Source organism: Thioalkalivibrio sp. AKL12 (genome assembly GCF_000377925.1).
GTDB lineage: Bacteria > Pseudomonadota > Gammaproteobacteria > Ectothiorhodospirales > Ectothiorhodospiraceae > Thioalkalivibrio > Thioalkalivibrio versutus.
This window is the reverse complement of the sequence record NZ_KB898899.1, coordinates 39,019-62,977: the sequence shown is the minus strand read 5'-3', so window position 1 is coordinate 62,977 and position 23,959 is coordinate 39,019. Positions and strand designations below refer to the sequence as shown.

Here is a 23,959-nt window from a genome sequence, read left to right as displayed (position 1 = left end):
GGCTTAAAAGGCATCAAGCGGCAATGCCCTCGACCGTAAGGTGCTGGAGGTCAGTTCGTTCGCTTGCGTGCTCAAAGGTAATGGCGCAAACACCACCACTGGCATCGACATCCAGGGTAGTGTTCTCGTCAAGCGAGCGGGTTTCGGCCACGCTATCGCCTCGGAATTCGATATAAAGCGTATCCGTATCCCCGAAGTACTGGAGTTTCATGGCTGGAACCCTCGATCGAAAAAGGCGTTGTGAACGGTTTCTCCATCCGGCAGCAGAACAACGCGAAGGTAGCGTCCTTCAGCCTCCTCGACACGAGCCCATCTGCGGATACGCCCATCGCCTTGGACTTCTTCGCACAACGGTTGGTCGATTACACTACTGATCCAGTGATTCCGGATCATTCGCCGATCCGGCCTCTCGCGTACAGTCTCGAAGTAACGTGTCGTCTTCACCGGAACGTCCCTGTTACCGGTTGCTATTGTTCAAAGCTTCCGCCGAGAACCGATCGCCGTCAAGCCGCTCACACTACCTTGCTGTAGCGCGGCGCGCTCTCCGTCTTCAGGTAGGCGTCGAAGGCCATGGCGACGTTGCGCAGCAGCAACCGCCCGCGCGGCAGGATCTCCAGGCGCTCCGCGCCGATGCGTACCAGTCCATCGGCCTCCATGCCCTGAAGCCGCTCCAGTGCATCCCCGAAGACCTCTCCGAACACGATCCCGTGGCGCGCCTCGATCGCGGCGAAATCGATGCGCGAATGGCACATGAGCTCGGTAATCACGTCCCGGCGCAACCGATCGTCGGCATTCAGTTCGAGTCCGCGAAACACCGGCAGGCGCCCGGCATCCAGCCGCGCGTAATAGGCATCCAGCTCGCGCAGGTTCTGGCTGTAGGTGGCGCCCACCTTGCCGATGGCCGTCGGACCCAGTGCCACCAGGTCGTACTCCGCCCGTGTGGAGTAGCCCTGGAAATTGCGCTGCAACGTCCCGGCGCGCTGGGCCGTGGCCAGTTCGTCGTCCGGCAGGGCAAAGTGGTCCATGCCGATGTAGACATAGCCGGCATCGGTCAGGCGAGCGATGGTGGTCTCGAGGATCGCCAGCTTCTCCGCGGCGTCCGGCAGATCGGCCTCGCGGATCTGGCGCTGAGTCTTGAACATCTGCGGCAGGTGCGCGTAGTTGTAGATCGCCAGGCGCTCCGGGCGCAGCTCCAGCGCGCGTTCCAGCGTGGCGGTATAGGTCTCCACCGTCTGCAAGGGGAGGCCGTAGATCAGGTCCAGGTTGGTGGATTCGAAGCCGTTGGCCCGCGCCTGCTCCACCGCCCGCGCGGTCACCTCGAACGGCTGGATGCGGTTCACCGCCCGCTGCACGTTCGGGTCGAAATCCTGCACCCCGAGGCTGATCCGGTTAAAACCCAGCTCGCCCAGCAGCGGGATGGTCCCGGCCCGCACCGCGCGCGGATCAATCTCGATGGAGAACTCGCGGGCATCGCTTTCGTCCAGGCGGAAGTGCCTCGCCAGGGTCGCCATCACCCGGCGCAGATCGTCATCGCCAAGATAAGTCGGCGTGCCCCCCCCAAAGTGCAGCTGGCCGACAGTGCGTTCCCGGTCGAACAGCTCGCCCTGCAGTTCGGCCTCGCGCTCCAGATACTGCAGGTAGCGCTGAGCGCGCTGGTAATTTCCGGTGATGACCTTGTTGCAGGCGCAGTAGAAGCACACCGTGTCGCAGAACGGCACATGCACATACAGGGACAGCGGCCGCGCCGGATCGGCCCCGTTGGTCGCCTGCGCCGCCTCGGCATAGGCGCGGTCGTCGAAGCCCTCGTGAAACTGTGGCGCGGTGGGATACGACGTGTACCGCGGCCCACTCACGTCGTAGCGGCGCAGGATTTCGGGATCAAACACCAGGCGTTGTTCCATTGGGAGCTCCACAGCCGTCGCCGCGCACTCGCGACCTTGGTTCTGCAGACTACGGCCGCAGGCCGGACCCGAGCTTGATACAGGTCAACAATCCGCCTTCAGGGCGCCCTCTCCCGCCCCCTGTGCTGCCTGTGCTAGCCTTCTCCTCCCTGTTCGACACCCGCCACGCGAGAGCGCATGTCCCCCGACGAGTATTGCGAGGAGAAGGCCGCGCAAAGCGGCTCCAGCTTCTACTACGCGTTCCGCTTTCTGGAGCCGGATCGCCGTCGCGCCATCACGGCGCTGTACGCCTTCTGCCGGGAAGTCGACGACATCGTCGACGAGGTGAGCGAGGAGAGCATTGCGCGCACCAAGCTCGACTGGTGGCGCCAGGAGATCGAACGCCTGTTCGCCGGCGAACCCCGCCACCCCATCACCCAGGCCCTGCAGCCGCACATCGCCGCCTTTGACCTCGGGCGCGAGTACTTCGACGAGATCATCGACGGCATGCAAATGGATCTCGACTACGACAGCTATCCGGACTTCACCACGCTGTCGCTGTACTGCTACCGCGCGGCCAGCGTCGTGGGCATCCTGTCCGCTCACATCTTCGGCTACACCGATCGGCGCACTCTCAAGTACGCCCACGACCTCGGCATGGCGTTGCAGCTCACCAACATCCTGCGCGACGTGCACGAGGACGCCATGCGCGGCCGCGTGTACATCCCCATGGACGAGCTCAGCAAGCACGGGGTCAAGCCGGAGGAATTCCAGATCAACATCACCGACGACCGCCACCGCGCCCTGTTCGCGGAGCAGGCGGAACGAGCACAACGCTACTACGAACGCGCCGAGGAACACCTCCCGGACGCCGACCGCTACGCCCAGCGCCCGGGCCTGATCATGGCGGCCATCTACCGCACCCTGCTCGACGAGATCGCGGACGATGGCTACCGCGTGCTGGAACACCGCGTGCGCCTGACCCCGATCCGCAAGTTGTGGATCGCGTGGCGCACCGCACGCCGCCTGAAGCGCGAACAACGCCGCCGCGCGACCTGATGCCATGATCTCCGGCTCACCCCACGCGCCCGTCGTCGTGGTCGGCGCGGGCTGGGCCGGCCTGACCGCCACGCTGGCGCTTGCACGCGCCGGGCACCCCGTGCACCTGATCGAGGCCGGCAAGGCCCCCGGTGGCCGTGCCCGCAGCCTCGACCTGGACGGCACCCCGCTCGACAACGGCCAGCACATCCTGGTCGGGGCCTGCCAGCAGACCCTGCAGCAGATCCGTTCGGTCGGCATCAACCCCGAGCAGGCGTTTCAGGCCCTGCCCTTCGGCCTGCGCATGTTCGAGCCCACCGGCCGGCCGCAGGACCCGGCGTTCCAGCTGGAACCGCGTTCGCCCCGGTTGCCCGCCCTGGCCGCCGCGCTTTACCGGGCGCTTGCGAAGCACTCTCTTGGTACACGCCTGCGTGCACTGTCCGGCGCCGCCGCCATGTTGCACCGGCCCCTGCGCGACGATCTCCCCGTCCTCGACTGGCTGCGCCAGCGTCGTCAGCCCGACGCCCTCATTCGGAGCCTGTGGGACCCGTTGTGCCTGGCGGTGATGAACACCCCGACCCGAACCGCCTCGGCCCGCATCTTCCAGAACGTCCTGCGCCTGGCACTCAATCATGGCCCGGAGGCCGCGCGCCTTCTCCTCCCCGCGCGGCCACTCGGCGAGCTGTTCCCGGAACCGGCTGTCCAGGAACTCCGGGAGCGTGGCGCTAGAGTGGATCTTGGCCGCCGCATCACCGCCATTGAGCGCAGCACGACTCACGACGCCGCCCCCTACCGCCTGCGCGATCGCCAGGGCGTGGCGAGCCCGGCGCGCGGCGTGATCCTGGCCGCCCCTCCAGCCGCCGCCGCTGCCCTGCTTCCGCACGAAACCGGCTGGGAGGCGACGCACCAGGGCCTGAATGCCATGGGCGCCCGCAGCATCTGCACGGTCTACCTGCGCTATGCGCGGCGCCTTGATGATCTTCCGCCACTACAGGGGCTGCTGGACCAGCATGGCCAATGGCTGATCGCGCGGAATGTCGCCGGGGCGCCACACTGGCTGGCGGTCGTGATCTCCGCGGCCGACGACCTCGAACCGTTGACGGCGGATGCGCGATGGCGCACCGTCGCCCGCTCCCTGGCCCAAACCTTCCCCGAACTGGGCGAACCCGAGACCGGCCACAGCATTTGCGAACGCCGCGCGACGCTGGACGCGCAAGCCGGTCTGGATGCACGTCGCCCGCCGGCCCGCACGCCCTGGCCGGGGTGTTATCTGGCCGGGGATTACCTGACGCCTGCACTGCCGTCCACGCTCGAAGCGGCCGTACAATCTGGACTAGAATCGGCGCACCTGTACCTGGAGGACCATCCTTGACCGATCTCGATATTCCCCGCCTGCTCGCCTACCGCCCGGAACCCGGCGCCTTCGATGAACGCGTGATCCTGGTCACCGGGGCCGCCGACGGCATCGGCCGCGCGGTTGCCGAGGCCTGTGCCGCGGCCGGCGCAATCGTGGTCCTGCTGGACAAGGACCTGAAGGGCCTCGAAGCGGTCTATGACCGGATTGAACAGGCCGGTTACCCGCAGCCCGCGATCTACCCACTGAATCTCGAAGGCGCGACGGTCAAGGACTATGGTGACCTGGCGGAGAACATCCGCGACTCGCTGGGCCGCCTGGACGGGCTGGTACTGAACGCCGGCTGGGCCGGCGCCCTGATGCCGATGAAGAACTACGACCCCGAGCTGTGGTTCAAGGTCATCAACAGTAACCTGCACGGCCCGTTCTTCCTGACGCAGGCCGTCCTGCCGCTGCTGGAGGCCAGTCCCACCGGGAGCCTGGTCGTGTCCACCCAGAACGCGCGCAAGGCCTTCTGGGGCGCCTTCGGCATGGCCAAGGCGGCCCAGGACGGCCTGATCGACATCCTGTCGCACGAGCATCGCAACGAACCGCGTTTCCTGCACGTGAACGGTATCGACACCGGGCCCGTACGCACCCGCTTCCGCGCCGGCCATTATCCCGGGGAAAACCCCGACCTACTGCCCGAGCCCGAGGCCGTGGTTGGCCCCTATCTGTACTTCCTGGACCCCGGCGACCGCACCACCACCGGTCTGAACATCAGCCTGGAAGGCCAGGTCCCGGTCCCCCACGCGGCGTCCTGAACCGCAGGGGCGTCAGGCGCGCGGTCGTTTTCCGGCCGGGCGCCCTTTGCGCACCTTCCCACTACCCGCGCCCGGCTTGCCGCCCTTGGGCGCGGCAGAGCGTGCCCCGGCCTTGCCCGCTGGCGCTGGCTTGCCACCGGGACGCGCCGCAGCCTCGACGCCGTTGTGCTGCGTCTGGAAGGTCTGGCCGCGCTTTTTCAGCGCCTTGCCGCCACGGGTGATGCGCCCGCCGGTGGACGGACGTGCCGCACCCTGACCGGTCCCAGCCGGCTGCCAGGTCGGCACCAGGTGATGCTTGCCATTGCCGATCAGATCCGCACGCCCCATCCGTTGCAGGGCATCACGCAGTAGCGGCCAGTTGTTCGGATCGTGATAGCGCAGGAACGCCTTGTGCAGACGCCTCGCGCGCACCCCGCGAGGCACCGGGACGCGTTCGCTGGTGGTGCGCCGAATGCCGCGCAACGGGTCACGCCCCGAGTGCCACATGGCGGTGGCCAGGGCCATGGGACTGGGCAGGAACGCCTGCACCTGGTCGGCGCGGAAGTCGTTGCGCTTCAGCCAGAGCGCGAGCTGCAGCATGTCCTGGTCGGTGGTCCCGGGATGCGCGGCGATGAAATACGGGATCAGGTACTGCTCCTTCCCGGCCGCCTTCGAGTACTTCTCGAACATGGCCTTGAACCGGTCATAGGTCCCCATGCCCGGCTTCATCATGCGCGAGAGTGGTCCGGTTTCCGTATGTTCCGGGGCAATCTTCAGGTAACCCCCCACATGGTGGGTCACCAGTTCTTTCACATACTCCGGTGACTCGATCGCCAGGTCGTAGCGCAGCCCGGAGGCAATCAGGATCTTCTTGATGCCCGGCAACGCCCGTGCCTTGCGGTACAGGCGAATGAGCGGCGCGTGGTCGGTGTCCAGGTTGCTGCAGATGCCCGGGTACACGCAGGACAGTCGCCGGCAGCTCTGTTCGATCTTCGGGTCCTTGCAGGCCAGGCGGTACATGTTGGCGGTCGGGCCGCCCAGATCCGAGATCACGCCGGTGAACCCGTCCACCTTGTCGCGGATCTCCTCGATCTCGCGCAGCACGCTGTCCTCGGAGCGGCTCTGGATGATCCGCCCTTCGTGTTCGGTGATGGAACAGAACGTACAGCCGCCGAAACAGCCGCGCATGATGTTCACCGAGAAGCGGATCATCTCCCAGGCCGGGATGCGCGCATCCCCGTAGGAGGGATGCGGGGCCCGTGCATAGGGCAGATCGAACACCGCGTCCATCTCGGGTGTCGACAGCGGGATCGGCGGCGGGTTGAGCCAGACCTCCTTGTCCCCGTGGCGCTGCACGATCGCACGGGCATTCCCCGGGTTGGTCTCCAGGTGCAGCACCCGCGAGGCATGCGCGTAGAGCACCGCGTCGCCCTTCACCTGCTCGAAGGCCGGAATACGGATGACCGTTTGGTCGCGCGGGGTGCCGCGCGGGATATCCCGGTGAAAACGCACGACCTTCGCGCCCGCCTCCGCTCCTGCCGCCTGCGCATCCTGTGCCTCGGCATCGGCGCAGGTCTCGGGCGAGACCATGGCGTAGGGATCGGGGTTGGCATCCACCGGTCCAGGGGTATCGACCTCGCTGGAATCCAGCTCGACGTAGCCGGCGGGCACGGCATCCCGCAGCAGGGCCGTCCCGCGCAGGTCCGTGATCTCGCGCGGATGCTCGCCCGCCGCGACGCGATGGGCGAGTTCCACCAAGGCGCGCTCGGCGTTGCCGAACAGCAGGATGTCGGCCCGCGAATCCAGCAATACGGAACGGCGCACCTTGTCCTGCCAGTAGTCGTAGTGCGCGATACGCCGCAGGCTGGCCTCGATTCCTCCGGCAACGACCGGCACGTCCTTGTACGCCTCGCGGGCGCGCTGGGCGTAGACGATCACCGCGCGGTCCGGGCGTTTGCCGTGCACGTCCCCCGGGGTATAGGCATCGTTGGAGCGGATCTTCCGCTCCGCGGTGTAGTGGTTGACCATCGAGTCCATGTTCCCGGCGGTTACGCCGAAGAACAGGTTCGGCCGCCCCAGGGCCCGGAACGGCTCGGCCGAGGTCCAGTCCGGCTGGGCAAGGATCCCCACGCGGAACCCCTGCGCCTCCAGCAACCGGCCGATGATCGCCATGCCGAAGCTCGGGTGGTCCACGTAGGCATCGCCGGTCACCAGCACGATGTCGCAGCTGTCCCAGCCGAGATCGTCCATTTCCTCGCGCGTGGTTGGCAGAAACGGCGCCGTGCCAAAGCGCTTGGCCCAGTAGGGCTTGCGGGCGAACAGGGAATCGGGTGCTGCGGACATGACCAGGCTTCTTCCGGCGGACGCCGGCAACAGGAAATGCGCGCATTACACGCCGGGGGCGCCCCAAGATCAACAGGGCACGCCCGCGGGCGGGACTTCGCAGTGGTTGACCGGGCCGCCGGAAACGGCCCGGCTCGCGTCAGTAGCGCTCGATGAACAGATCGATCGCAGGACTCAGCGCGCCGCGCCAGCGCTGCGCCAGGGACTCCTCCCAGCGCGGATCCACCTCGCGGGCCGTCTCCACCATGCAGTTCAGCCACACCCCGTAGAGTTCCGGTGCCACCGGTACGCGGCCATGACGGCTATGCACCTCGGCCATCTTTTCCATGGTCGGGGCCACGAAGCTCTCGCCCTCGGCGTAGCTGATCGCGGTGGAAACCGCCTGGCCCAGGGCCCGTTTCTGCTGCGACCAGTTGGTGGTCGTGAACGCCTGCGCCACCCGCTCGTCGGCGGCGAGAAAACGTTCGTAGAAGCGATCCACGAAGTTGCCGGCCCGCCGACAACGCCCGTAGCTCTGGTGAACATCGGAGTAGCTCATCAAAACCCCCATTCCCGAAAAAGCGCGATTCTACCGGGATTGCTCCGAGGGGGGCTAATCCAGATCACCCCCGGGAGCAGGAACACATCAGGGTTTCCCAGCTACAGAGGACGGCCATCAACGTCCCTCGAGAACCCCTGCGTACTGGATACCGGCGAGACGTGCGAGATCGCGATCGAACGTGGTCAGATCATTCGGCCCGAAGTCCTCCAGACTGGAATGCCCACAGGCCCGCGCCAGTACTTTCATCAACTCGGTGGAACCGTTCAGGAAGCGCTCCAGCCGCTCGCTCCCCTCCTGCGGGTCCAGCCGGCTGCGCAGTTTCGGATCCTGGGTCGCGACACCACTGGGGCACTGATTGGTATGGCACATCCGCGCACTCACACAGCCCACGGCCTGGATCGCCGAATTGGCGAGCGCAATCCCGTCCGCACCGAGGGCCAGGGCCTTCACGAAGTCCGCGGGCGTACGCAGCCCACCGGTGACCAGCAGCGTCACCCGTCCAGTGGCCCCATTGGCATCGAGAAAGCGCCGCGTCCGTGCCAGCGCCGGGATGGTAGGCACGCTGATGTGATCGCGCAGCAGGGCCGGCGCGGCGCCCGTACCGCCGCCTCGGCCATCCAGGATCAGGTAATCGGCGCCAGCCTCCAGGGCAAAGGCCAGGTCCGCCTCGATGTGGTTGGCCGACAGCTTGAATCCGATCGGCACACCCCCGGTCTTCTCGCGTACCGCGTCGGCAAACCGGCGGAAATCGTCCGGACTTTGCAGGTCGGCATGGGCAGCGGGTGAATGGGCATCCTGCCCCGCCTCGATCCCACGCACCCGCGCAATCTCGTCACTTACCTTGCTGCCCGGAAGAACCCCGCCCAGCCCGGTCTTCGCGGCCTGGCCGGCCTTGAAGTGAAACGCCTGAATCTGGTCCAGAACCTCGTCCGAATAGCCAAACTGCGCCGGTCCCAACTCGAACAGGTAGCGCGAATTCTCTGCCTGCTCGGCGTCCAGCATGCCCCCCTCGCCGGAGCAGATACCGGTCCCGGCCCGCTCTGCCCCGCGCGCCAGGGCGATCTTTGCCTCGCGCGAAAGCGCACCAAAGCTCATGTCCGACACCAGCAGCGGAATCGCCAGCTCCAGGGGGCGCTTCGCCTCGGGGCCGATCACCAGCGAGGTGCCCACGTCGGCATCTTCGTCGAGCGGGCGTGTGGCCAGTTGCGCCGCCAGGAGCTGCAGCCCGTCCCACGCGGGCAACCGATCGCGCGGGACACCCATGGCCACCGTTGTGCCATGGCGGCCCACACCCTCCAATCCATCGCGTGCCAGGGCGTGAATCCACTCGACATGCGGTTCAACCTCGCTGTTACGGGGGCTCGGGGCCTGATCGCCCTGATCCGATGCCTCGGAATCCCCTTCCGCCGCGCTCGCGGGCTGACCCACCGCGTCCTGATCGAATTGCGCATGCGTCCCGTCGCAGTACGGCAGATTGCCGGACTGCTTGCACTGACACAGGTACGCCTCGCCGTCTTCTTCCGCCGTGAAGATCAGCGGCTCGATGCCGGAGCCCTCGTGCGACCCATCGCAGAAAGGCTGATCCTTCGAGCGCCCGCAGCGACAGAACGCATACTCCTCGCCCTTTGTCAGTTCCACTCCCCGGGGTTCCACTGCGGCGATAATCGGTTCAGCCATCGGATGCTCCTTGCGCTCGGTTTGAATCGTCGTCATCTGTGACAGTGAAAGTCGCACAAATTTCCGAATCCTCGCCGGCGCCGTATGATGACGTCGTCGCATCCAGCCCCGGGGAACATCATGAGCACCGCCGACCACCGCCATACCCGCCGCGATTACACCCGCGCCGAACTTCGCCGCGGCGACCTGCACGAAAACCCGCTCAGCCTGCTGAATGAGTGGCTGGAGGCCGCCCGCGAAGCCGGCAACCCGGACCCCACCGCCATGATCCTGGCCACCGCCGACGCCGACGGCCAGCCCTCCGCTCGCACCGTTCTGCTCAAGCACGTCGATCCCGAGGGCCTGGCCTGGTACACCGACTCGCGCAGCCGCAAGGGCCAGGACCTGAGCGAAAACCCGCGGGCCGCCCTGTTATTCTACTGGCCCGAGACCGAGCGCCAGATCCGGGTCGAAGGCCCGGTCACCGCCCTCCCGGGCGACCTGGCCGATACCTACTTCCATCAGCGCCCGCGCGGCAGCCAGATTGCCGCGGCGGCCTCGACCCAAAGCCACCCGGTCGCCGGCCGCGACGAACTCGAGCAGCGCGTACGTTCGCTGGAGCAGCAATACCCGGAGGGCGACATTCCGCGCGACCCCGCCTGGATCGGCTACCGCCTGCAGCCCGAACTGTTCGAATTCTGGCAGGGCCGCCCCAATCGGCTGCACGACCGGTTCCAATACCACCGCGCGGGCAGCGACTGGGAAATCACCCGCCTGATGCCTTAGAGAGACGCTGATCCGCGCTTCCCCGGCCCGGCTACCGCTCGGCCAACCGAATCTGCTAGGATTCGCTCCGTCGTGGCGGTTCGACCCCGCATGACAAGAAGATTCGGAGAGGTGCCGGAGTGGTCGAACGGGGCGGTCTCGAAAACCGTTGTACTCTCGCGAGTACCGAGGGTTCGAATCCCTCCCTCTCCGCCAGATTCAAGCAAAGGGGCCCGAGTGGCCCCTTTTGCATGTCTGGCCTCTGCAGTTTCGGGGTTCGAACCCGAGGAATCGAAAATGACGGTTCGACTGGCAGCGCGCAGCAATGCCAGAACGTCGCCGCAGGCGACGACCCGAAGGGCGAGGCGCGAAGTGCCTTGTAATCCCTCCCTCTCCGCCAGATTCCGCAAGCACCTCTCATGTCACATGCGACCGTCTCACAGGCACAAAAAAAGCGGCCCGGTTTCCCGAGGCCGCTTTCTTGTTATTCAAAGCTGGTGGGCGGTACTAGGTTCGAACTAGTGACCCCTGCCGTGTGAAGGCAGTGCTCTACCGCTGAGCTAACCGCCCGAAGCGCGGACAAGATTAGGGTTCAAGAGAGCGAACGTCAAGCGTTGCATGCCGAATATCCCGCTCCCATCGCCCCCTTCGCCAGGAGACCTGGCACCGCCCCCGGTTGCCAGCCCGTCCCCCTTGCCAGACAATGCCCAGCCTCGGAGAGGTGGCAGAGTGGTCGATTGCACCGGTCTTGAAAACCGGCAGGGGTGAAAGCCCCTCGAGGGTTCGACAAGGCGGCGCAGCCGCCGCAGGACGTTGCCGCCAGGCAACGCCCGGAGGGTGAGGACCGCAGGTCCGAATCTATCCCTCCCTCTCGTGGCCGCCAGGCCACGCGGGCCACCCCCGGTTGCCAGCCCGTCCCCCTTGCCAGACAATGCCCAGCCTCGGAGAGGTGGCAGAGTGGTCGATTGCACCGGTCTTGAAAACCGGCAGGGGTGAAAGCCCCTCGAGGGTTCGAATCCCTCCCTCTCCGCCATTCCCAACCCCCAGAATTCACTCAAAGCACTGTGCCGCCAAGCCCCAGCGTTCCGGGATTCGAACCCGAGATTCCAGAAAGCGGGTTCGACCGGTGGCGCAACGCGACGCCGGAACGCCGTAGCGACGCGAAGGCGGCCCGAAGGGCGGCCAGCGGCGCTGGCCGTAATCCCTCCCTCTCCGCCATTTCCAGCCTCCCGGCCGCAGTCATCTCCCGTCTCCGCCAGACGAATCCCCTTCGCAGCTTGCTCGCAACACATAGCCGATATGGCATGTGTCATATAGAACAAGTTAGATAGAAGAAAATGGACTGACCGCCTATAATCTGGCGCTACTTTCGCGACTGCGCCCGCGCATCCGACCGGGCCCAGCACCGGCTGCCAGTATTGTGACGACGGCCCTGGCAAGCCCCGGCCCGGACTGCCTTTGGGCCCATTGCATCGGTTCCGGCCGTCATCAACCCCACGAACTGGCCAAGCGAGCGACCCGATGAATTCGATTCTGCTGCGAGTGTTCCCCTTCCTCAGCTGGCGCCCGACGAAGCAAACCCTCAATGCGGACCTCATCGCCGGGATCTCGGTCGCCCTGGTCCTGATCCCGCAGTCCATGGCCTATGCCCAGCTGGCCGGGCTGCCGCCGGTGTACGGGCTTTACGCCTCCCTCCTGCCCGTCATGGTCGCCGCGCTGTGGGGTTCATCGAACCAGCTCGCCACCGGCCCAGTCGCCGTGGTCTCGCTGCTTACCGCCTCGGCGCTGATACCGCTGGCCGCCGAGGGCTCGTCCGAATTTGTCATGCTGGCCATTGCCCTGGCATTCATCGTGGGCCTGATCCAGTTGATGCTGGGGTTGTTCAAGCTTGGCGCGCTGGTCAGCTTTATTTCGCATCCGGTCATCGTCGGCTTCACCAATGCCGCGGCCATCATCATCGCCCTGTCGCAGTTGAACAAGATCATCGGCGTCCCGATTGATACCAGCGGCCACTTCATGCTGGGCCTCTGGGGCGTGATGACGGAATTGGGCAGCGTCCACTGGCCCACACTGGCGTTCGGCCTCGGCGCCATTGGCCTGATGGTGCTGATGAAACGGTTCGTGCCGAAGATCCCGGGGGTACTAGTCGCCGTAGTCGTGGCGATCCTGGTGAGCTGGGCAATCGGCTACGAGCAGAAGGCCGAGACGTCCCTTCAGCAGATCGCCCCGGCCCAGGTTCTGACTCTCGCACAGTCCATCGAGAGCGATGGCAAGCGCCTCGCCGATCTCGACGAGCAGATCCGCCGGCTGGAAGCAGAGCTCCAGGAACAGGAGGGCGCCGAGGCCGTGCGCCTGCGCCACGAGGCCGACCAGCTGCGTCTGCAGCGCGATGAACTGCGCCCCGAACTTGCCGGCATGCGCGAGGAGATCCGCGACATCACGCTGCGTCGCGTCCCCGGCGAGAATGATCAGCCTGCGCGGTTCATTGCAGACGATCACCTGACCGATGCCGAACGTGCACGCGCCGATCGCGCCGCATGGCGCATCGAACGGGTCGGTGAAGATTCCGTTCATCTGAATGGCGGCGGCGCCGTAGTGGGCAATGTGCCCCAGGGCCTCCCCGGGTTCTCGATCCCGGATATCACCTTCGGCACCTTCACCACGCTGCTGACCACCGCCTTCGTCATCGCGCTGGTGGGCTTCACCGAGGCTATCGCGATCGCCAAGGCCATGGCGGCACGGACCGGGCAGCGCCTGGACCCCAGCAAGGAGTTGATGGGTCAGGGTCTGGCGAACATCGCCGGCGGCTTCACTCAAGGTTACCCGGTAAGCGGCTCGTTCTCGCGATCAGCGGTCAACCTGAATTCGGGCGCCAAGACCGGCCTGGCCTCGGTCTTTACCGCGGTGATCATCGGCCTGGCCCTGCTGTTCCTGACGCCGCTGATTTATCACCTGCCACAGGCGGTCCTCGCTGCGATCATCATGATGGCGGTTGCCGGGCTCGTGAACTTCAAGGCCATCAAGCACGCATGGGTGGCCAACAAGCACGATGGCGCTGCCGCGGTGGTGACCTTCGTTGCGACCCTCGCAATGGCTCCGAACCTGGACTACGGCATCCTCACCGGTGCCGGTCTGGCCATCGTGCTGTATCTGTACCGCACCATGAAGCCGCGCGTCTCGGAACTGGCACGCTACGAGGACGGCACCCTGCGCGAGGCCCAGCGCTACGGCCTGGAGACCAACGAGAAGGTCGGCATCATGCGCTTCGATGGGTCGTTGTACTTCGCCAACGTGCCCTACTTCGAAGATGCCGTACTGGACCTGCTGGCCCGCCACCCACAATCCAAATATCTGATCGTCGTCGGCAAGGGCATCAACGAGATCGACGCCTCCGGCGAAGAGGTCATCCATCAACTGGTGCACCGCCTCAAGGCGCGCGGCATCACGCTCGTGTTCGCCGGCGTCAAGGCCCAGATCATGGAGGTCATGCAGCGCACGGGGCTGGACGACATCATCGGCAAGGACAACATCTTCAAGTCCACCGACCATGCGGTGAAGACCATCTCGGAAAAGGTCGGCGAGCCGATCAAGTAACCCGCGCCGGGCCGATCACCGCGTGATCGGCCCGCATGCCCTGAAACCGCAAGGGAAACGCTGCAACCGGGAACGCTTGTCGCTACACTGTGCTTGTTTCGAATCCAATGAGGAGTTGACCCGTGTCCCGAGACCAGATCGTCCGCTCGAGTCGCAATCCGTCCAGCACTGGTTCCATCAGCGAGACCATCTCCACCAACAAGGTGATCCGGCAGACCTACATGCTGCTGTCGCTCACCCTGGCGTTCAGCGCGATCACTGCGTTCATCGCCATGGCGGTCAACGCGCCGCCGGTGCACTGGATCATCATGCTGGGGGTGCTGATCGGCGGCCCGTTCGCCATCCACGCCGCGCGCAACTCGGCGCTGGGCATCGTGTTGACCTTCGCCTTCACCGGCGTACTGGGCTTCTTCCTCGGCCCGATCCTGAGCATGTACCTGGGTCTGCCGAACGGGCCACAGATCGTCGGCAACGCCTTCGCCGCCACTGCGGTCGCGTTTGTCACGCTTTCCGGCTACGCCCTGGCCACCAAGAAGGACTTCAGCTTCCTCGGCGGCTTCCTGGTCGTCGGCCTGATCGTCGCCCTGCTGGCCATCGTCGCCAACCTGTTCCTGGCGATCCCGGCCCTGTCGCTGGCCATCTCGGCCGCGGTTGTCCTGCTGCTGTCGGCCGCCATCCTGTTCGACACCAGCCGGATGATTCACGATCCCGAGGCCAACTACATCGTGATGACGGTCTCGCTGTACGCGAACCTCTATGTGATGTTCCTGCACCTGCTGAACCTGTTCCACGCCTTCATGGGCGACAACTAGGGTTCCGCGCTGCACAGCACGGCAGGAATGCGTTCCAGGGCCCCGCACAGCGGGGCCCTTTTCATTGGACACCATCTTCATTGAATACGGATACACGCCGATCATGAGCCACCTTCAACGCGGCGTCTTTCTCGATCTCGCCACGGTCGACCGCGACGATCTTGACCTGACCGAACTCCGGGCCAGCCTTCCCGAGTGGTCCTTCCACGAGCACACCGAGCCGGGTCAGCGGCTGGGCCGGATCGGTGATGCCGAGGTGATCGTCACCAACAAGGTCGAGCTGAATGCGGAGGTACTGGCCGCAGCCCCTCGCCTGCGACTCGTCTGCGTCGCCGCCACCGGAACCAACAATATCGACGAGGAAGCAGCCCACCGCCTGGGTATCGTCGTCAGCAATGCGCGCGACTACGCCACCGACTCCGTGGTGCAGCACGTCTTCACCCTGCTGCTGACGCTGGTCACCCAACTGGACGCCTACCGCGCGGACATTCGCGCCGGTCGCTGGAGCGCCTCCGATCAGTTCTGTCTCCTCGACCACCCCATCGGCACGGTGGCCGGAATGCGCCTCGGCATCATCGGCTGGGGCGTACTGGGCCGGGCCACCGCGCGCGTCGCCGAGGCCTTTGGCATGGAGGTGCTGGTCGCCGAGAGCCTGAATCCGGACCGCGCAGCACAAGAGGATCGCGTGCCGCTGGAACGGTTGCTGGGACAATGCGACGTCATCAGCCTGCACTGCCCCCTGACCGCGACGACCCGGCACCTCATCGATGATGCCGCCCTGCGCCAGATGCGTCCGGGGGCCCTGCTGCTGAACACCGCCCGGGGTGGCCTGGTCGATCCCGAGGCCCTGGCCAGGTACCTGCGCAGCGCGCATCTCGGCGGCGCCGGCATCGACGTACTGGAACCGGAACCCCCACCGGCGGATCACCCCCTGCTGGCCGACGATATCCCCAACCTCGTCCTCACGCCCCACACCGCCTGGGCCGCGCGAACCGCCCGACAGCGGGTGATCGACGAGGTTACGGCCAATATCCACGGCTTCGCGAGCGACCAGCCGCGCAACGTGGTGGAGTAACCCACATGGATTCGGAAGCCCTGCAAAAACGCATCGAGGATCTGGAGATCCGCCTGGCCCATCAGGAATACACCCAGGAGGAGCAGGCCCGCGTGCAACTGGAGCTGCAACAGGCCAATACCGAGCTGCGCCAGCAGGTCCAGTGGCTGCGCGATCGCATGCGCGACCTCGAGGAGCACGGCGGCGGGCCGGAGGGCGCCGAACCACCCCCGCCGCACTACTGACGCCCATGCCACTCACCGTACGCGCGGCCCCCGGCCACGAGTCCGCCGCCAACGCACTGCGCCAGGCCTTGGCGGCGCGCGGCTACGCCCATGCCGGGGAAGCCACGCTCGTGCTGGAGACGGGAGACCGCGGGCTCGAACTGGTCCGCGAGGACGTACACCCGCCGCTGCGACTGCAGCTGGACTTTGCCGCCGGCCGCCAGGGCTACCGCCTCGCCCATGCCGGTCACCAGCGCGAGGGCCTGATCCGCGCCTTCGGCAGACTCCCGCGTGACGGTCATGTGCTGGATGCCTCCGCCGGCCTGGGCCGCGACACCCTCCTGCTGGCCGCGCACGGCTTCCGGGTCACGGCCTGGGAGCGGCATCCCGTGGTGTACCACCTGCTCGCCGACGCGCTGGAACGCGCGGCGGCCAGTCCGGAACTCGCGCCCATCATCGGACGCATCACCCTGCACGAGGGGAAGGCCGATCCAGCGCATCTCGCCGTCCCGGCAATGGCCGCGGTCTTCGATCCCATGTTCCCGGAACGGGCCAAGCGGGCCGCGGTGAAAAAGGACATGCAGCTGATGCAGGCGCTGATGCCCGAGGCGGCCGACCCCGACGCGGAGCAAACCCTGGCCACCCTGCGCCAGAACGTGGAACGTCGCGTCATCGTCAAGCGCCCGCTGCATGCGCCCGCCCTCGGTCCCGACTCGCCCCAGGCGAGCATCAAGGGCAAGAGCGTGCGCTTTGACCTCTACCCTGCCATCACCCTCGCGAAGGTGGAGGACGGCTGACTCAGACCGTCCAGCCCGGACACGGTTTTCCGCGTCCGCAGAGGCACGCGCATAGCGAGTTGGCGCCTGCCGGAACCACGTCACCCCTGGGGCCCGGTGAAAGAGCCAGGGCCGCTTGGGAGGTCACCTTCACGGTCTGCCCAGGATCAGTTGGTCATCCCCGGCGAAGCGATAGTCGGGGATGGGCAGGTTGCGCCGGGCCGATTGATCCGCATATACGCGGCCGGCGCCGTCGTAACGTCCGCCCCGGCAGCGGTCGACAAAGCCACCGCTCCAGCCGTCGGCCTCGTCCGGGTGGACCAGGTCCAGCTCGCAACCCAGATCCGCACTTTCGCCGATCACCACCAGCCACTCGGGCCGGAAGCTGCGCAATGGCCGATCCAGCCCGTCCGGTTGCTGGCCGCGGCGGGCCTCCGGGTCGACCAGCTCGTCATCACCGGCCAGGGCGGCCTGCCACGCAGCATCGCGATGGACCACAAGCACGTGACGGCTACCGTGAATCACACGCAGGGCATCGCCCGGGGCAATCTCGGCAAGATCCACCCGCAGCGTCTCGCCACGGGTATCGCCCGGTCCGGAAAAGGCGTACCGGAGCATCACCCCAACCAGCAGCAGGGCGGCCCCGAGAACCATCAGTTTGATCAGGGCGCGGATGCGTACCCGAGTCAGCGAGTCGTTTGTTGCGTGCACCTGGTATCCCCGTTCGCGTCCGGAAGCCCCCCGGACCCCGCGTCGAAATCGCTTTGCCTGAGACGGACGCACGCCGAGGGAAATACTCATGAATGTACACCCTCGCGCTCGAGTCGCTTTTGCGTGCGAACAAGGCGCGGTGAGCGAAGTGTAGCCGAGCTACATAAGCGAGCCGCAACGCTGGGCGCACGCAAAAGCGGCCGAGCCCCTTCATTCAATGGTTTATGGGGTTGGCACCCCAGGTTCCCCGAGACAAGGCGCGCCGTGCAGCGGGTAGTGGTTCTACCCGCAAGCGGCGCAACGCAGGATCGGGGAACCTGGGGTGCCAACGCGAGTGTGTACATTCATCAGTATTTCCCTAGACTATGCAGCATGAATGAACCCAAACGCTCCAGTCGCACCTACGTAGGCCTGTACAACGATATGTACGCCGGCATGACCCCCATCGGCAATTTCATCCGCGATGCCTGGGTATTCGGCATCCTCCCGGAGGACGAAACCTGCGATGGCTGGGATGTCTCGCGCATCCAGATGCTGCATGACCAGGTCAACGCCGAGTGGGACAAATACAGCCTGCGCATCAGCAACCTCCCGCCCGAGCTGCGCGAGCGCCATGAGCGCATCCATAACGAAGCCATCGAGCGCGCCCGCGAGCACGGCTGGGTCGCCGGCCAGGACATCGACAGCGAGATGGGCGACGACGCCTGATGGGGGCCAGCGAACCGCTGATTCGCCCCCTTGTTGTCATCGCTGCCCTGCTGGGAGGGACTGCCGTCGTCCTCGGCGCCTTCGGCGCCCACGCCCTGCAGGAACGCCTGACGGAACAGGCCCTCGCGACCTGGCATACCGGCGTCCAGTATCACTTCATCCATGCCCTGGCCCTGCTGCTGGTCGCGGCGTTGTGGGCCCACCTGGCCAACGGCTGGGCCGCTGCCAGTGCTGTGGCGTTCGTGATTGGCATCCTGCTGTTCTCTGGGAGCCTGTATGCCCTGGCGCTCGGCGCACCCCGTATCCTCGGCGCGATTGCACCGCTGGGCGGCACCGCGTTTATCCTCGGCTGGGCCGGGTTGGCCATTGCCGCCTGGCGCGGCTGACCTATAATCACGGCGCAGTCACCCCCCTCTTCCCGACCGTATCGAGATCCCCATGAGCCAGACCTCCTTCGCCGTATTCGCCGAAAACACCCTGGACGACATCCAGACCCGCCTCACCGAGCAAAGCGCGCTGGACGACCTGGACATTGACCTGATCGACGGCGTGATGACGATCGAATTCGACGATGGCGCCCAGTTGATCCTGAACCGCCAGGAGGCCGCACAGCAGATCTGGCTCTCCTCGCCCGAAGGACCGGCCCATTTCGGCTATTCCGAGGAGGAAGGCACCTGGATCGACGATCGCAATGGCGAAGAGCTGCACGCGACCCTGGTGCGGGTCATCGAGCAGAAACTGGGCGTACCCGTCGAGCTCTGATCCGGCGACCACAGGTCGCTGTCAGTCGCCCTTGCCGGCGCCCTTCTTCGAATCGTCCGGGCCCGCGGCCTCGCGTTCCTCCTGCGTTGCGGGCGCCTCTTCCAGCGCCCGCAGATGCGCCTCGACCTCGGCCAGTACCGGGTGGGGCTTGTCCTGCTCCAGCGCCATATCGATCGCCTTGAGCGCCTCCACCGCCTCCGCATCGCCGCGCAGCGGCATGCGCGCGACTCCCAGCGCCAGCATGCGGAACTGGCGGAACACCAGATAGCTGAGCGTCGCCACCACCAGGGCGGCCCACACGTTGTCCTGGAACCAGAGCCATACCGCTGCCCCGTAGCCCCCAAAGGTCAGCGCGAAGATTCCCAGCGCTACGCGGTGGGAACGGGCAACGATGCCTTCCAGCACTTCACGGTTGCGGATTACGAAGTCACGGTCGAAATGCAAAGGGATGATTCCTTGAGTCAGCGGCGTGGTCAGGGGCGCGGCGGCTGCTGGGCACGCCAGCGTTCGAAGGTCGGATACTCCTCGTAGCCACCGGTCAGGACAAAGTCCAGCACGTTGCGCAGCCGATTCTGATGGACGACCGAATCGATGCGGATAATCTCTTCGCCACGCTCGTCGAAGAATATAAGCGTGGGCGCCCAGTGCACACCCAGTTCCGCGGCCCAGTCTTTTGCGTTGGTGCGGTCGCCACCCGGCGTCAGCACCGGCGTATCGGCATCGTCGGCATCCAGCTGCACCGCATCCATCAGGCCGATGCGCTCCAGCACCTCGTCCTGCTGCAGCGGCTCGGAGTGCATGATATCGCAGGCATGGCAGGCCTCGCGCTCAAAGAACACCACCAGTGGGCGTTCGGCGGGGATTCGGCTCCGATCCAGCGCATACGGCTGGTTGATGAAGAACTCCCGCTGGTTGATGTCGTCGAGATCGAACTTTGGCGGTGGGTCGGCGCGCTCCAGATAGTCGCGAAAACTCTCCTCGCGATCATGCCGGTCAATCACGTATTCCAGAAGCGCGCGGAACCGGTATGGCGGGTAGTAACCGCGCATCTGATGGATGCGCTCGCCGTCCTCGTCGTAAAAGGCAATCGAGGGGGTAAAGTTCAGCCGTTGTTCGGCGGCGTAGCGCCGTTCGAGCCAGGTCTCGCCGTCCAGGTCCGTGACTTCACGTGTGCCCAGCGCGTCGATGGCCACCACGTTGAAGTGTGACGCGAGGTACTCGCGGATATCGTCCTGTGCGAAGTTCTTGTCAAACAGCGCCTCGCAATAGGGGCAGTCATCCATGCCGAAGTAGACAGCCAGCCCCATCTTTCCCTGCTCCACCGCATCTTCCAGGTCCTCGCGCAGATCGAGGAAGCTCAGCTCGAACCAGTCGGGCGTATGCAGCCCAATCGGGCGCGGGGTGTCATCGAACACGATCCCCTCGTCGGATTCGACGGATTCGTCCGCCACAGAGGCGGTCGCGAACAACACCACCATGCCCACCAGCGAGACGACGCTCGCCAGCCAACCCAACCAATTCTTCCTGCCAAGGGCGTTATTCACGTCGAGAAGACTCCCGGTGGACCTCCTATTCGGACGGCGGCTCCATCACCGAGGTTCCCCCGAGATACGGGCGCAGTTTTTCCGGGATGTGGATCGAGCCGTCTGCCTGCTGGTGATTCTCCAGCAGCGCGACCAGGGCCCGGCCCACCGCAACCCCGGACCCGTTGATGGTGTGCACCAGCTCCGGGCGTTCGCCCGCCTTCGGTCGGAAGCGCGCCTGCATGCGGCGCGCCTGGAAGGCCTGGAAGTTGGAGCAAGAGGAGATCTCGCGGTAAGCATCCTGGGCCGGCAGCCAGACTTCCAGGTCATAGGTGCGCGCCGCGGCAAAGCCCATGTCCCCGGCGCTCAGGAGCATCACGCGGTACGGAAGTTCCAGCGCCTGCAAGACCCGCTCGGCATGGCTCAGGAGTTCCTCCAGCGCGGCATCCGAGCTCTCCGGCTGCACAATCTGCACCAGCTCCACCTTCTCGAACTGGTGCTGCCGGATCAGGCCGCGCACGTCGCGCCCATAGCTACCCGCCTCGGAACGAAAACAAGGGGTGTGGGCCACCATCTTCAGCGGCAAGGCCTCGGCATCGAGGATCTGCTCGCGCACCAGGTTGGTCAGGGTGACCTCGGCGGTGGGGATCAGACGGTAGCGCTGGTCACAGTCGACCGAGAACAGGTCATCGTCGAACTTCGGCAACTGCCCGGTCCCCTCCAGCGATTCGGGATTGGCCAGATAGGGGACGTAGGTCTCCTGGTAGCCGTGTTCGCCAGTATGGAGATCGAGCATGAACTGGGTCAGTGCCCGGTGCAGGCGCGCCATCTGACCGCGCATCACCACGAAACGCGAACCGGCCACCCGCACTGCGGCCTCGAAGTCCAGCCAGCCACCGGGCAGGCCCAGGTCCACGTGATCGCGCGGCGTGAAATCGAAGTTCCGCGGGGTCCCCTCGCGGCGGACCTCGACGTTGTCTTTCTCGTCCAGCCCGTCGGGCACGTCCGCTTGCGGCAGATTCGGGATCTGCATCAGCATCGCATCCAGCTCCTGCTGGACCCCGTGCAGATCGGTCTCGCACTGCTTGAGCTCGTCGCCCAGGCGCCCGACCTCGGCCTTCAGCGGCTCGATGTCCTCGCCCCGCGCCTTCGCCTGCCCGATACCCTTGGAGCGGGTGTTGCGGTCGGCCTGCAGCTCCTGGGTGCGCACCTGCAACGCCTTGCGCCGGGCCTCCAGGGCCTTGAAGCGTTCGCGGTCCAGGGTATAGCCACGGCGTTCCAGAGCGGTGGCAGTCGCATCCAGGTCCTGGCGCAGGCTGTGGATATCAAGCATGACGGATTTCCGGCAAGGGGTGGAAAGAACGACGGGGAAGTCTACGGTTGCCGCCCCGTGGCGTCCACGGTCGCGGCCAATGCCCTCACGAGGCGACCGGCCCGACCCCCAGCAGGAATCGAGTTCCGTGGAGCCCCGCTGCCGCAGCCAGCACGCAGACCAGCAGGCTCGCGAGCATGTAGCCCAGTGCACGCGCCCAGGCGCCTACATCCACCATGTGAACGACTTCCAGGGAGAAGGTGGAAAATGTCGTAAAGCCACCCAGCACCCCGACGACCAGCAACAAGCGCCAGGCCGGGTGCAGTTCCAGGCGCTCCACCAGCACCACGGCCAGTACCCCGATCAGGAACGAGCCGAGGATGTTGATGCTCAACGTACCCCAGGGAAAGGCACGCCCGAAGTGCGCCACCATCCACTCCTGCATCCCCAGCCGCAGTGCCGAGCCCAGCGCACCGCCTGCCGCCACTGCCAGATACGAGCCCAGCCCAATGCCCATCATCACGTCCCGCTTGCGGAAAAGACCCACAGTTTATGCGATCACCTCGCACGGACCCAGCAGACCCCTACCATCGAGGCCATGAGCGCCCATCCCGCCACACCGCCGACCGAGGCCGCCGCACAGGCGCTGGCCGCGGTCATTGAGGGTCTGACCACCGAGCTGCCCTCGGACGCCCTGGTGGTCGAGGCCGCGGAACGCCGAGCCTACGAGTGCGACGGCCTCTCCGCCTACCGCCAGATCCCCGGGGCCGTGGCCCTGCCACGGACCCACGAGGAACTGCTGACCTGCCTCCGGCTTTGTCGCGAGCACGGGGTCCCGATCGTGCCACGCGGGGCTGGCACCGGGCTGTCCGGCGGCGCCCTGCCCAGCGAGACTGGGCTGCTGCTATCCCTGGCGCGCTTCAATCGCATCCTGGAGATCGATGCCGACAACCGCTGCGCGGTCGTCCAGCCCGGCGTGCGCAACCTCGCGATCTCCGAGGCGGCGGCCCCGCAAGGCCTCTACTATGCGCCCGACCCCTCCTCGCAGATCGCCTGCTCCATCGGCGGCAACGTGGCCGAAAACGCCGGGGGCGTGCATTGCCTCAAGTACGGACTCACCGTGCACAACGTGATCGGGCTGGAGCTGGTCACCCTGGATGGCGAGATCATCCGCCTCGGCGGCAAGACGCTGGATAGTGCCGGACTGGACCTGCTCGCCTTCATGGTTGGCTCGGAGGGCATGCTGGGCATCGTCACCGAAGTCACCGTGCGCCTGCTGCCCCGCCCCGAGCGCACCCAGGTCCTGCTGGCCAGCTTTGACCAGGCCGAGGCCGCCGGACGCGCAGTGGCAGGCATCATCGCCGCCGGTCTGATTCCCGCCGGGCTGGAAATGATGGACAACGCTGCCATCCGCGCTGCGGAGGACTTCGTCCACGCCGGCTACCCGGTAGAGGCGGCCGCGATCCTCTTGTGCGAGCTCGACGGCACCAACGCCGAGGTCTCCGAGGACGTCATGGTGGTACGCCAGAAGCTCCTGGATCTGGGCGCCACCGAGGTGCACACCGCCCGCGACGACGCCGAACGCGCATTGTTCTGGGCCGGGCGCAAGGCCGCGTTCCCTGCCGCCGGCCGTATCTCGCCGGACTACTACTGCATGGACGGGACCATCCCGCGCCACCAGATCGGGACGGTGCTGGAACGAATCAACACCCTGTCGCGCGAGGTTGGCCTCGGCGTGTGCAACGTGTTCCACGCCGGTGACGGCAATCTGCATCCACTGATCCTCTACGACGCCAACCAGCCCGGGCAACTGGAAACCGCGGAGGCCTTCGGCCAACAGATCCTCGAACTCTGCGTCGAGGTCGGTGGCACCGTCACCGGGGAACACGGCGTAGGCGTGGAAAAGCTGGACGGCATGTGCGTGCAGTTCGCCGCGCCGGAACTGGAGCAGTTTCACCACCTGCGCCGCGCGTTCGACCCGCTGGGGCTGCTCAACCCCGGCAAGGCCATCCCCACGCTCGCCCGCTGCGCCGAGTTCGGGCGCCAGCACGTCCACGGTGGGCAGCTGTCGCACCCGGAACTCCCGCGCCTGTAGGATGACAGGCTCGACCCAACCGAGCTGAG

23 protein-coding genes, 4 tRNA genes and 1 other RNA gene are annotated in these 23,959 nt (G+C 66.1%); 17 read left to right on the top strand and 11 right to left on the bottom strand.

Annotated features, from left to right (window positions below; translation table 11 throughout):
- Positions 1-13: 13 nt before the first annotated feature.
- Both D579_RS0110065 and hemN read right to left on the bottom strand, forming a co-directional pair.
- The gene (locus tag D579_RS0110065; RefSeq protein WP_018145559.1) at positions 14-211 is read right to left on the bottom strand and encodes a DUF2283 domain-containing protein; all 198 of its coding nucleotides are present in this window, start codon (positions 209-211) and stop codon (positions 14-16) included.
- Between the two features lie 301 nt (positions 212-512).
- Positions 513-1,901 carry an oxygen-independent coproporphyrinogen III oxidase gene (hemN, locus tag D579_RS0110060; protein WP_018951923.1) on the bottom strand — a complete coding sequence of 463 codons (1,389 nt, stop codon included), beginning with the start codon at positions 1,899-1,901 and terminating at the stop codon, positions 513-515.
- A 177-nt stretch (positions 1,902-2,078) separates the two neighbouring features.
- Here hemN and hpnD point away from each other — a divergent pair, with 177 nt between their 5' ends.
- From hpnD to D579_RS0110045, 3 genes are read left to right on the top strand one after another with little or no spacing between them, the layout of a single operon-like run.
- Positions 2,079-2,939: a presqualene diphosphate synthase HpnD gene (gene hpnD, locus D579_RS0110055; RefSeq protein ID WP_018951922.1), complete on the top strand. Its 861-nt coding sequence runs from the start codon at positions 2,079-2,081 to the stop codon at positions 2,937-2,939.
- Positions 2,940-2,943: 4 nt separating this feature from the next.
- Entirely contained in the window at positions 2,944-4,290 is a 1,347-nt protein-coding gene (hpnE, locus tag D579_RS0110050; RefSeq protein ID WP_018951921.1) for a hydroxysqualene dehydroxylase HpnE, read from the top strand.
- Complete coding sequence (locus D579_RS0110045; RefSeq protein ID WP_018951920.1) at positions 4,287-5,075, top strand: SDR family NAD(P)-dependent oxidoreductase; 789 nt, start codon at positions 4,287-4,289, stop codon at positions 5,073-5,075. The genes hpnE and D579_RS0110045 overlap by 4 nt, the downstream gene beginning before the upstream one ends.
- A 12-nt stretch (positions 5,076-5,087) precedes the next feature.
- Here D579_RS0110045 and D579_RS0110040 read toward each other — a convergent pair whose 3' ends face one another.
- The 3 genes from D579_RS0110040 to D579_RS0110030 all read right to left on the bottom strand — a co-directional run bounded on the left by D579_RS0110040 (position 5,088) and on the right by D579_RS0110030 (position 9,615).
- Entirely contained in the window at positions 5,088-7,397 is a 2,310-nt protein-coding gene (locus tag D579_RS0110040) for a YgiQ family radical SAM protein (protein WP_018951919.1), read from the bottom strand.
- Positions 7,398-7,536: 139 nt separating this feature from the next.
- Positions 7,537-7,935 carry a globin gene (locus D579_RS0110035; protein WP_018938586.1) on the bottom strand — a complete coding sequence of 133 codons (399 nt, stop codon included), beginning with the start codon at positions 7,933-7,935 and terminating at the stop codon, positions 7,537-7,539.
- A gap of 117 nt (positions 7,936-8,052) precedes the next feature.
- Positions 8,053-9,615, bottom strand: coding sequence for a glutamate synthase-related protein (locus D579_RS0110030; RefSeq protein ID WP_026289503.1), 1,563 nt, complete (start codon positions 9,613-9,615; stop codon positions 8,053-8,055).
- Positions 9,616-9,735: 120 nt separating this feature from the next.
- Here D579_RS0110030 and pdxH point away from each other — a divergent pair, with 120 nt between their 5' ends.
- The 3 genes from pdxH to D579_RS14825 all read left to right on the top strand — a co-directional run bounded on the left by pdxH (position 9,736) and on the right by D579_RS14825 (position 10,759).
- A complete protein-coding gene (gene pdxH, locus D579_RS0110025) occupies positions 9,736-10,380 on the top strand; it encodes a pyridoxamine 5'-phosphate oxidase (RefSeq protein WP_018951917.1) in 645 nt (214 codons plus the stop codon).
- A 105-nt stretch (positions 10,381-10,485) separates the two neighbouring features.
- A tRNA-Ser gene (locus D579_RS0110020) sits at positions 10,486-10,575 on the top strand.
- 53 nt (positions 10,576-10,628) lie between these two features.
- Positions 10,629-10,759: non-coding RNA, RtT sRNA (locus tag D579_RS14825), on the top strand.
- Between the two features lie 95 nt (positions 10,760-10,854).
- On the opposite strand, the gene D579_RS0110015 is transcribed toward D579_RS14825, so the two are convergent.
- Positions 10,855-10,929, bottom strand: a tRNA-Val gene (locus tag D579_RS0110015).
- 145 nt (positions 10,930-11,074) lie between these two features.
- Here D579_RS0110015 and D579_RS15105 point away from each other — a divergent pair.
- From D579_RS15105 to D579_RS0109985, 7 genes are all read left to right on the top strand, one after another.
- Positions 11,075-11,234: transfer RNA gene (locus D579_RS15105), tRNA-Ser, on the top strand.
- 68 nt (positions 11,235-11,302) lie between these two features.
- A tRNA-Ser gene (locus tag D579_RS0110010) sits at positions 11,303-11,392 on the top strand.
- 488 nt (positions 11,393-11,880) lie between these two features.
- The gene (locus D579_RS0110005; protein ID WP_018938583.1) at positions 11,881-13,953 is read left to right on the top strand and encodes a SulP family inorganic anion transporter; all 2,073 of its coding nucleotides are present in this window, start codon (positions 11,881-11,883) and stop codon (positions 13,951-13,953) included.
- 122 nt (positions 13,954-14,075) lie between these two features.
- Positions 14,076-14,765 carry a Bax inhibitor-1/YccA family protein gene (locus tag D579_RS0110000; protein WP_018145549.1) on the top strand — a complete coding sequence of 230 codons (690 nt, stop codon included), beginning with the start codon at positions 14,076-14,078 and terminating at the stop codon, positions 14,763-14,765.
- 103 nt (positions 14,766-14,868) lie between these two features.
- Positions 14,869-15,840, top strand: coding sequence for a D-2-hydroxyacid dehydrogenase (locus tag D579_RS0109995; RefSeq protein WP_018938582.1), 972 nt, complete (start codon positions 14,869-14,871; stop codon positions 15,838-15,840).
- Between the two features lie 5 nt (positions 15,841-15,845).
- Positions 15,846-16,064, top strand: a complete 219-nt coding sequence (locus D579_RS0109990) for a SlyX family protein (RefSeq protein ID WP_018145547.1) — start codon at positions 15,846-15,848, stop codon at positions 16,062-16,064.
- 5 nt (positions 16,065-16,069) lie between these two features.
- The gene (locus D579_RS0109985; protein ID WP_018169890.1) at positions 16,070-16,840 is read left to right on the top strand and encodes a class I SAM-dependent methyltransferase; all 771 of its coding nucleotides are present in this window, start codon (positions 16,070-16,072) and stop codon (positions 16,838-16,840) included.
- A 129-nt stretch (positions 16,841-16,969) separates the two neighbouring features.
- Here the strand turns inward: D579_RS0109985 and D579_RS0109980 are convergent, their stop codons facing one another.
- Positions 16,970-17,530, bottom strand: a complete 561-nt coding sequence (locus tag D579_RS0109980; RefSeq protein WP_018951916.1) for a hypothetical protein — start codon at positions 17,528-17,530, stop codon at positions 16,970-16,972.
- A 372-nt stretch (positions 17,531-17,902) separates the two neighbouring features.
- Between D579_RS0109980 and D579_RS0109975 the strand changes: the two genes are divergently transcribed.
- From D579_RS0109975 to cyaY, 3 genes are read left to right on the top strand one after another with little or no spacing between them, the layout of a single operon-like run.
- Entirely contained in the window at positions 17,903-18,238 is a 336-nt protein-coding gene (locus tag D579_RS0109975) for a hypothetical protein (RefSeq protein ID WP_018145544.1), read from the top strand.
- Entirely contained in the window at positions 18,238-18,624 is a 387-nt protein-coding gene (locus D579_RS0109970; protein ID WP_018951915.1) for a DUF423 domain-containing protein, read from the top strand. The genes D579_RS0109975 and D579_RS0109970 overlap by 1 nt, the downstream gene beginning before the upstream one ends.
- 52 nt (positions 18,625-18,676) lie before the next feature.
- The gene (cyaY, locus tag D579_RS0109965; RefSeq protein ID WP_018951914.1) at positions 18,677-19,000 is read left to right on the top strand and encodes an iron donor protein CyaY; all 324 of its coding nucleotides are present in this window, start codon (positions 18,677-18,679) and stop codon (positions 18,998-19,000) included.
- Positions 19,001-19,021: 21 nt separating this feature from the next.
- On the opposite strand, the gene D579_RS0109960 is transcribed toward cyaY, so the two are convergent.
- From D579_RS0109960 to crcB, 4 genes are all read right to left on the bottom strand, one after another.
- The gene (locus D579_RS0109960) at positions 19,022-19,444 is read right to left on the bottom strand and encodes a hypothetical protein (protein WP_018169893.1); all 423 of its coding nucleotides are present in this window, start codon (positions 19,442-19,444) and stop codon (positions 19,022-19,024) included.
- A 29-nt stretch (positions 19,445-19,473) separates the two neighbouring features.
- Positions 19,474-20,514: a thioredoxin fold domain-containing protein gene (locus D579_RS0109955; RefSeq protein ID WP_018951913.1), complete on the bottom strand. Its 1,041-nt coding sequence runs from the start codon at positions 20,512-20,514 to the stop codon at positions 19,474-19,476.
- Positions 20,515-20,569: 55 nt separating this feature from the next.
- The gene (gene serS / locus D579_RS0109950; protein ID WP_018951912.1) at positions 20,570-21,856 is read right to left on the bottom strand and encodes a serine--tRNA ligase; all 1,287 of its coding nucleotides are present in this window, start codon (positions 21,854-21,856) and stop codon (positions 20,570-20,572) included.
- An 85-nt stretch (positions 21,857-21,941) separates the two neighbouring features.
- Entirely contained in the window at positions 21,942-22,352 is a 411-nt protein-coding gene (gene crcB / locus D579_RS0109945; protein WP_018145538.1) for a fluoride efflux transporter CrcB, read from the bottom strand.
- An 81-nt stretch (positions 22,353-22,433) separates the two neighbouring features.
- Between crcB and D579_RS0109940 the strand changes: the two genes are divergently transcribed.
- Positions 22,434-23,930, top strand: a complete 1,497-nt coding sequence (locus D579_RS0109940; RefSeq protein WP_018951911.1) for an FAD-linked oxidase C-terminal domain-containing protein — start codon at positions 22,434-22,436, stop codon at positions 23,928-23,930.
- The last annotated feature ends 29 nt before the right edge of the window (positions 23,931-23,959 follow it).

Coding starts and splice junctions, on each gene's coding strand:
- D579_RS0110065 (WP_018145559.1), bottom strand. CDS start 211: ATGAAACTCCAGTACTTCGGGGATACGGATACGCTTTATATCGAATTC.
- hemN (WP_018951923.1), bottom strand. CDS start 1,901: ATGGAACAACGCCTGGTGTTTGATCCCGAAATCCTGCGCCGCTACGAC.
- hpnD (WP_018951922.1), top strand. CDS start 2,079: ATGTCCCCCGACGAGTATTGCGAGGAGAAGGCCGCGCAAAGCGGCTCC.
- hpnE (WP_018951921.1), top strand. CDS start 2,944: ATGATCTCCGGCTCACCCCACGCGCCCGTCGTCGTGGTCGGCGCGGGC.
- D579_RS0110040 (WP_018951919.1), bottom strand. CDS start 7,397: ATGTCCGCAGCACCCGATTCCCTGTTCGCCCGCAAGCCCTACTGGGCC.
- D579_RS0110035 (WP_018938586.1), bottom strand. CDS start 7,935: ATGAGCTACTCCGATGTTCACCAGAGCTACGGGCGTTGTCGGCGGGCC.
- D579_RS0110030 (WP_026289503.1), bottom strand. CDS start 9,615: ATGGCTGAACCGATTATCGCCGCAGTGGAACCCCGGGGAGTGGAACTG.
- pdxH (WP_018951917.1), top strand. CDS start 9,736: ATGAGCACCGCCGACCACCGCCATACCCGCCGCGATTACACCCGCGCC.
- D579_RS0110005 (WP_018938583.1), top strand. CDS start 11,881: ATGAATTCGATTCTGCTGCGAGTGTTCCCCTTCCTCAGCTGGCGCCCG.
- D579_RS0109995 (WP_018938582.1), top strand. CDS start 14,869: ATGAGCCACCTTCAACGCGGCGTCTTTCTCGATCTCGCCACGGTCGAC.
- D579_RS0109990 (WP_018145547.1), top strand. CDS start 15,846: ATGGATTCGGAAGCCCTGCAAAAACGCATCGAGGATCTGGAGATCCGC.
- D579_RS0109985 (WP_018169890.1), top strand. CDS start 16,070: ATGCCACTCACCGTACGCGCGGCCCCCGGCCACGAGTCCGCCGCCAAC.
- D579_RS0109975 (WP_018145544.1), top strand. CDS start 17,903: ATGAATGAACCCAAACGCTCCAGTCGCACCTACGTAGGCCTGTACAAC.
- D579_RS0109970 (WP_018951915.1), top strand. CDS start 18,238: ATGGGGGCCAGCGAACCGCTGATTCGCCCCCTTGTTGTCATCGCTGCC.
- cyaY (WP_018951914.1), top strand. CDS start 18,677: ATGAGCCAGACCTCCTTCGCCGTATTCGCCGAAAACACCCTGGACGAC.
- serS (WP_018951912.1), bottom strand. CDS start 21,856: ATGCTTGATATCCACAGCCTGCGCCAGGACCTGGATGCGACTGCCACC.
- crcB (WP_018145538.1), bottom strand. CDS start 22,352: ATGGGCATTGGGCTGGGCTCGTATCTGGCAGTGGCGGCAGGCGGTGCG.
- D579_RS0109940 (WP_018951911.1), top strand. CDS start 22,434: ATGAGCGCCCATCCCGCCACACCGCCGACCGAGGCCGCCGCACAGGCG.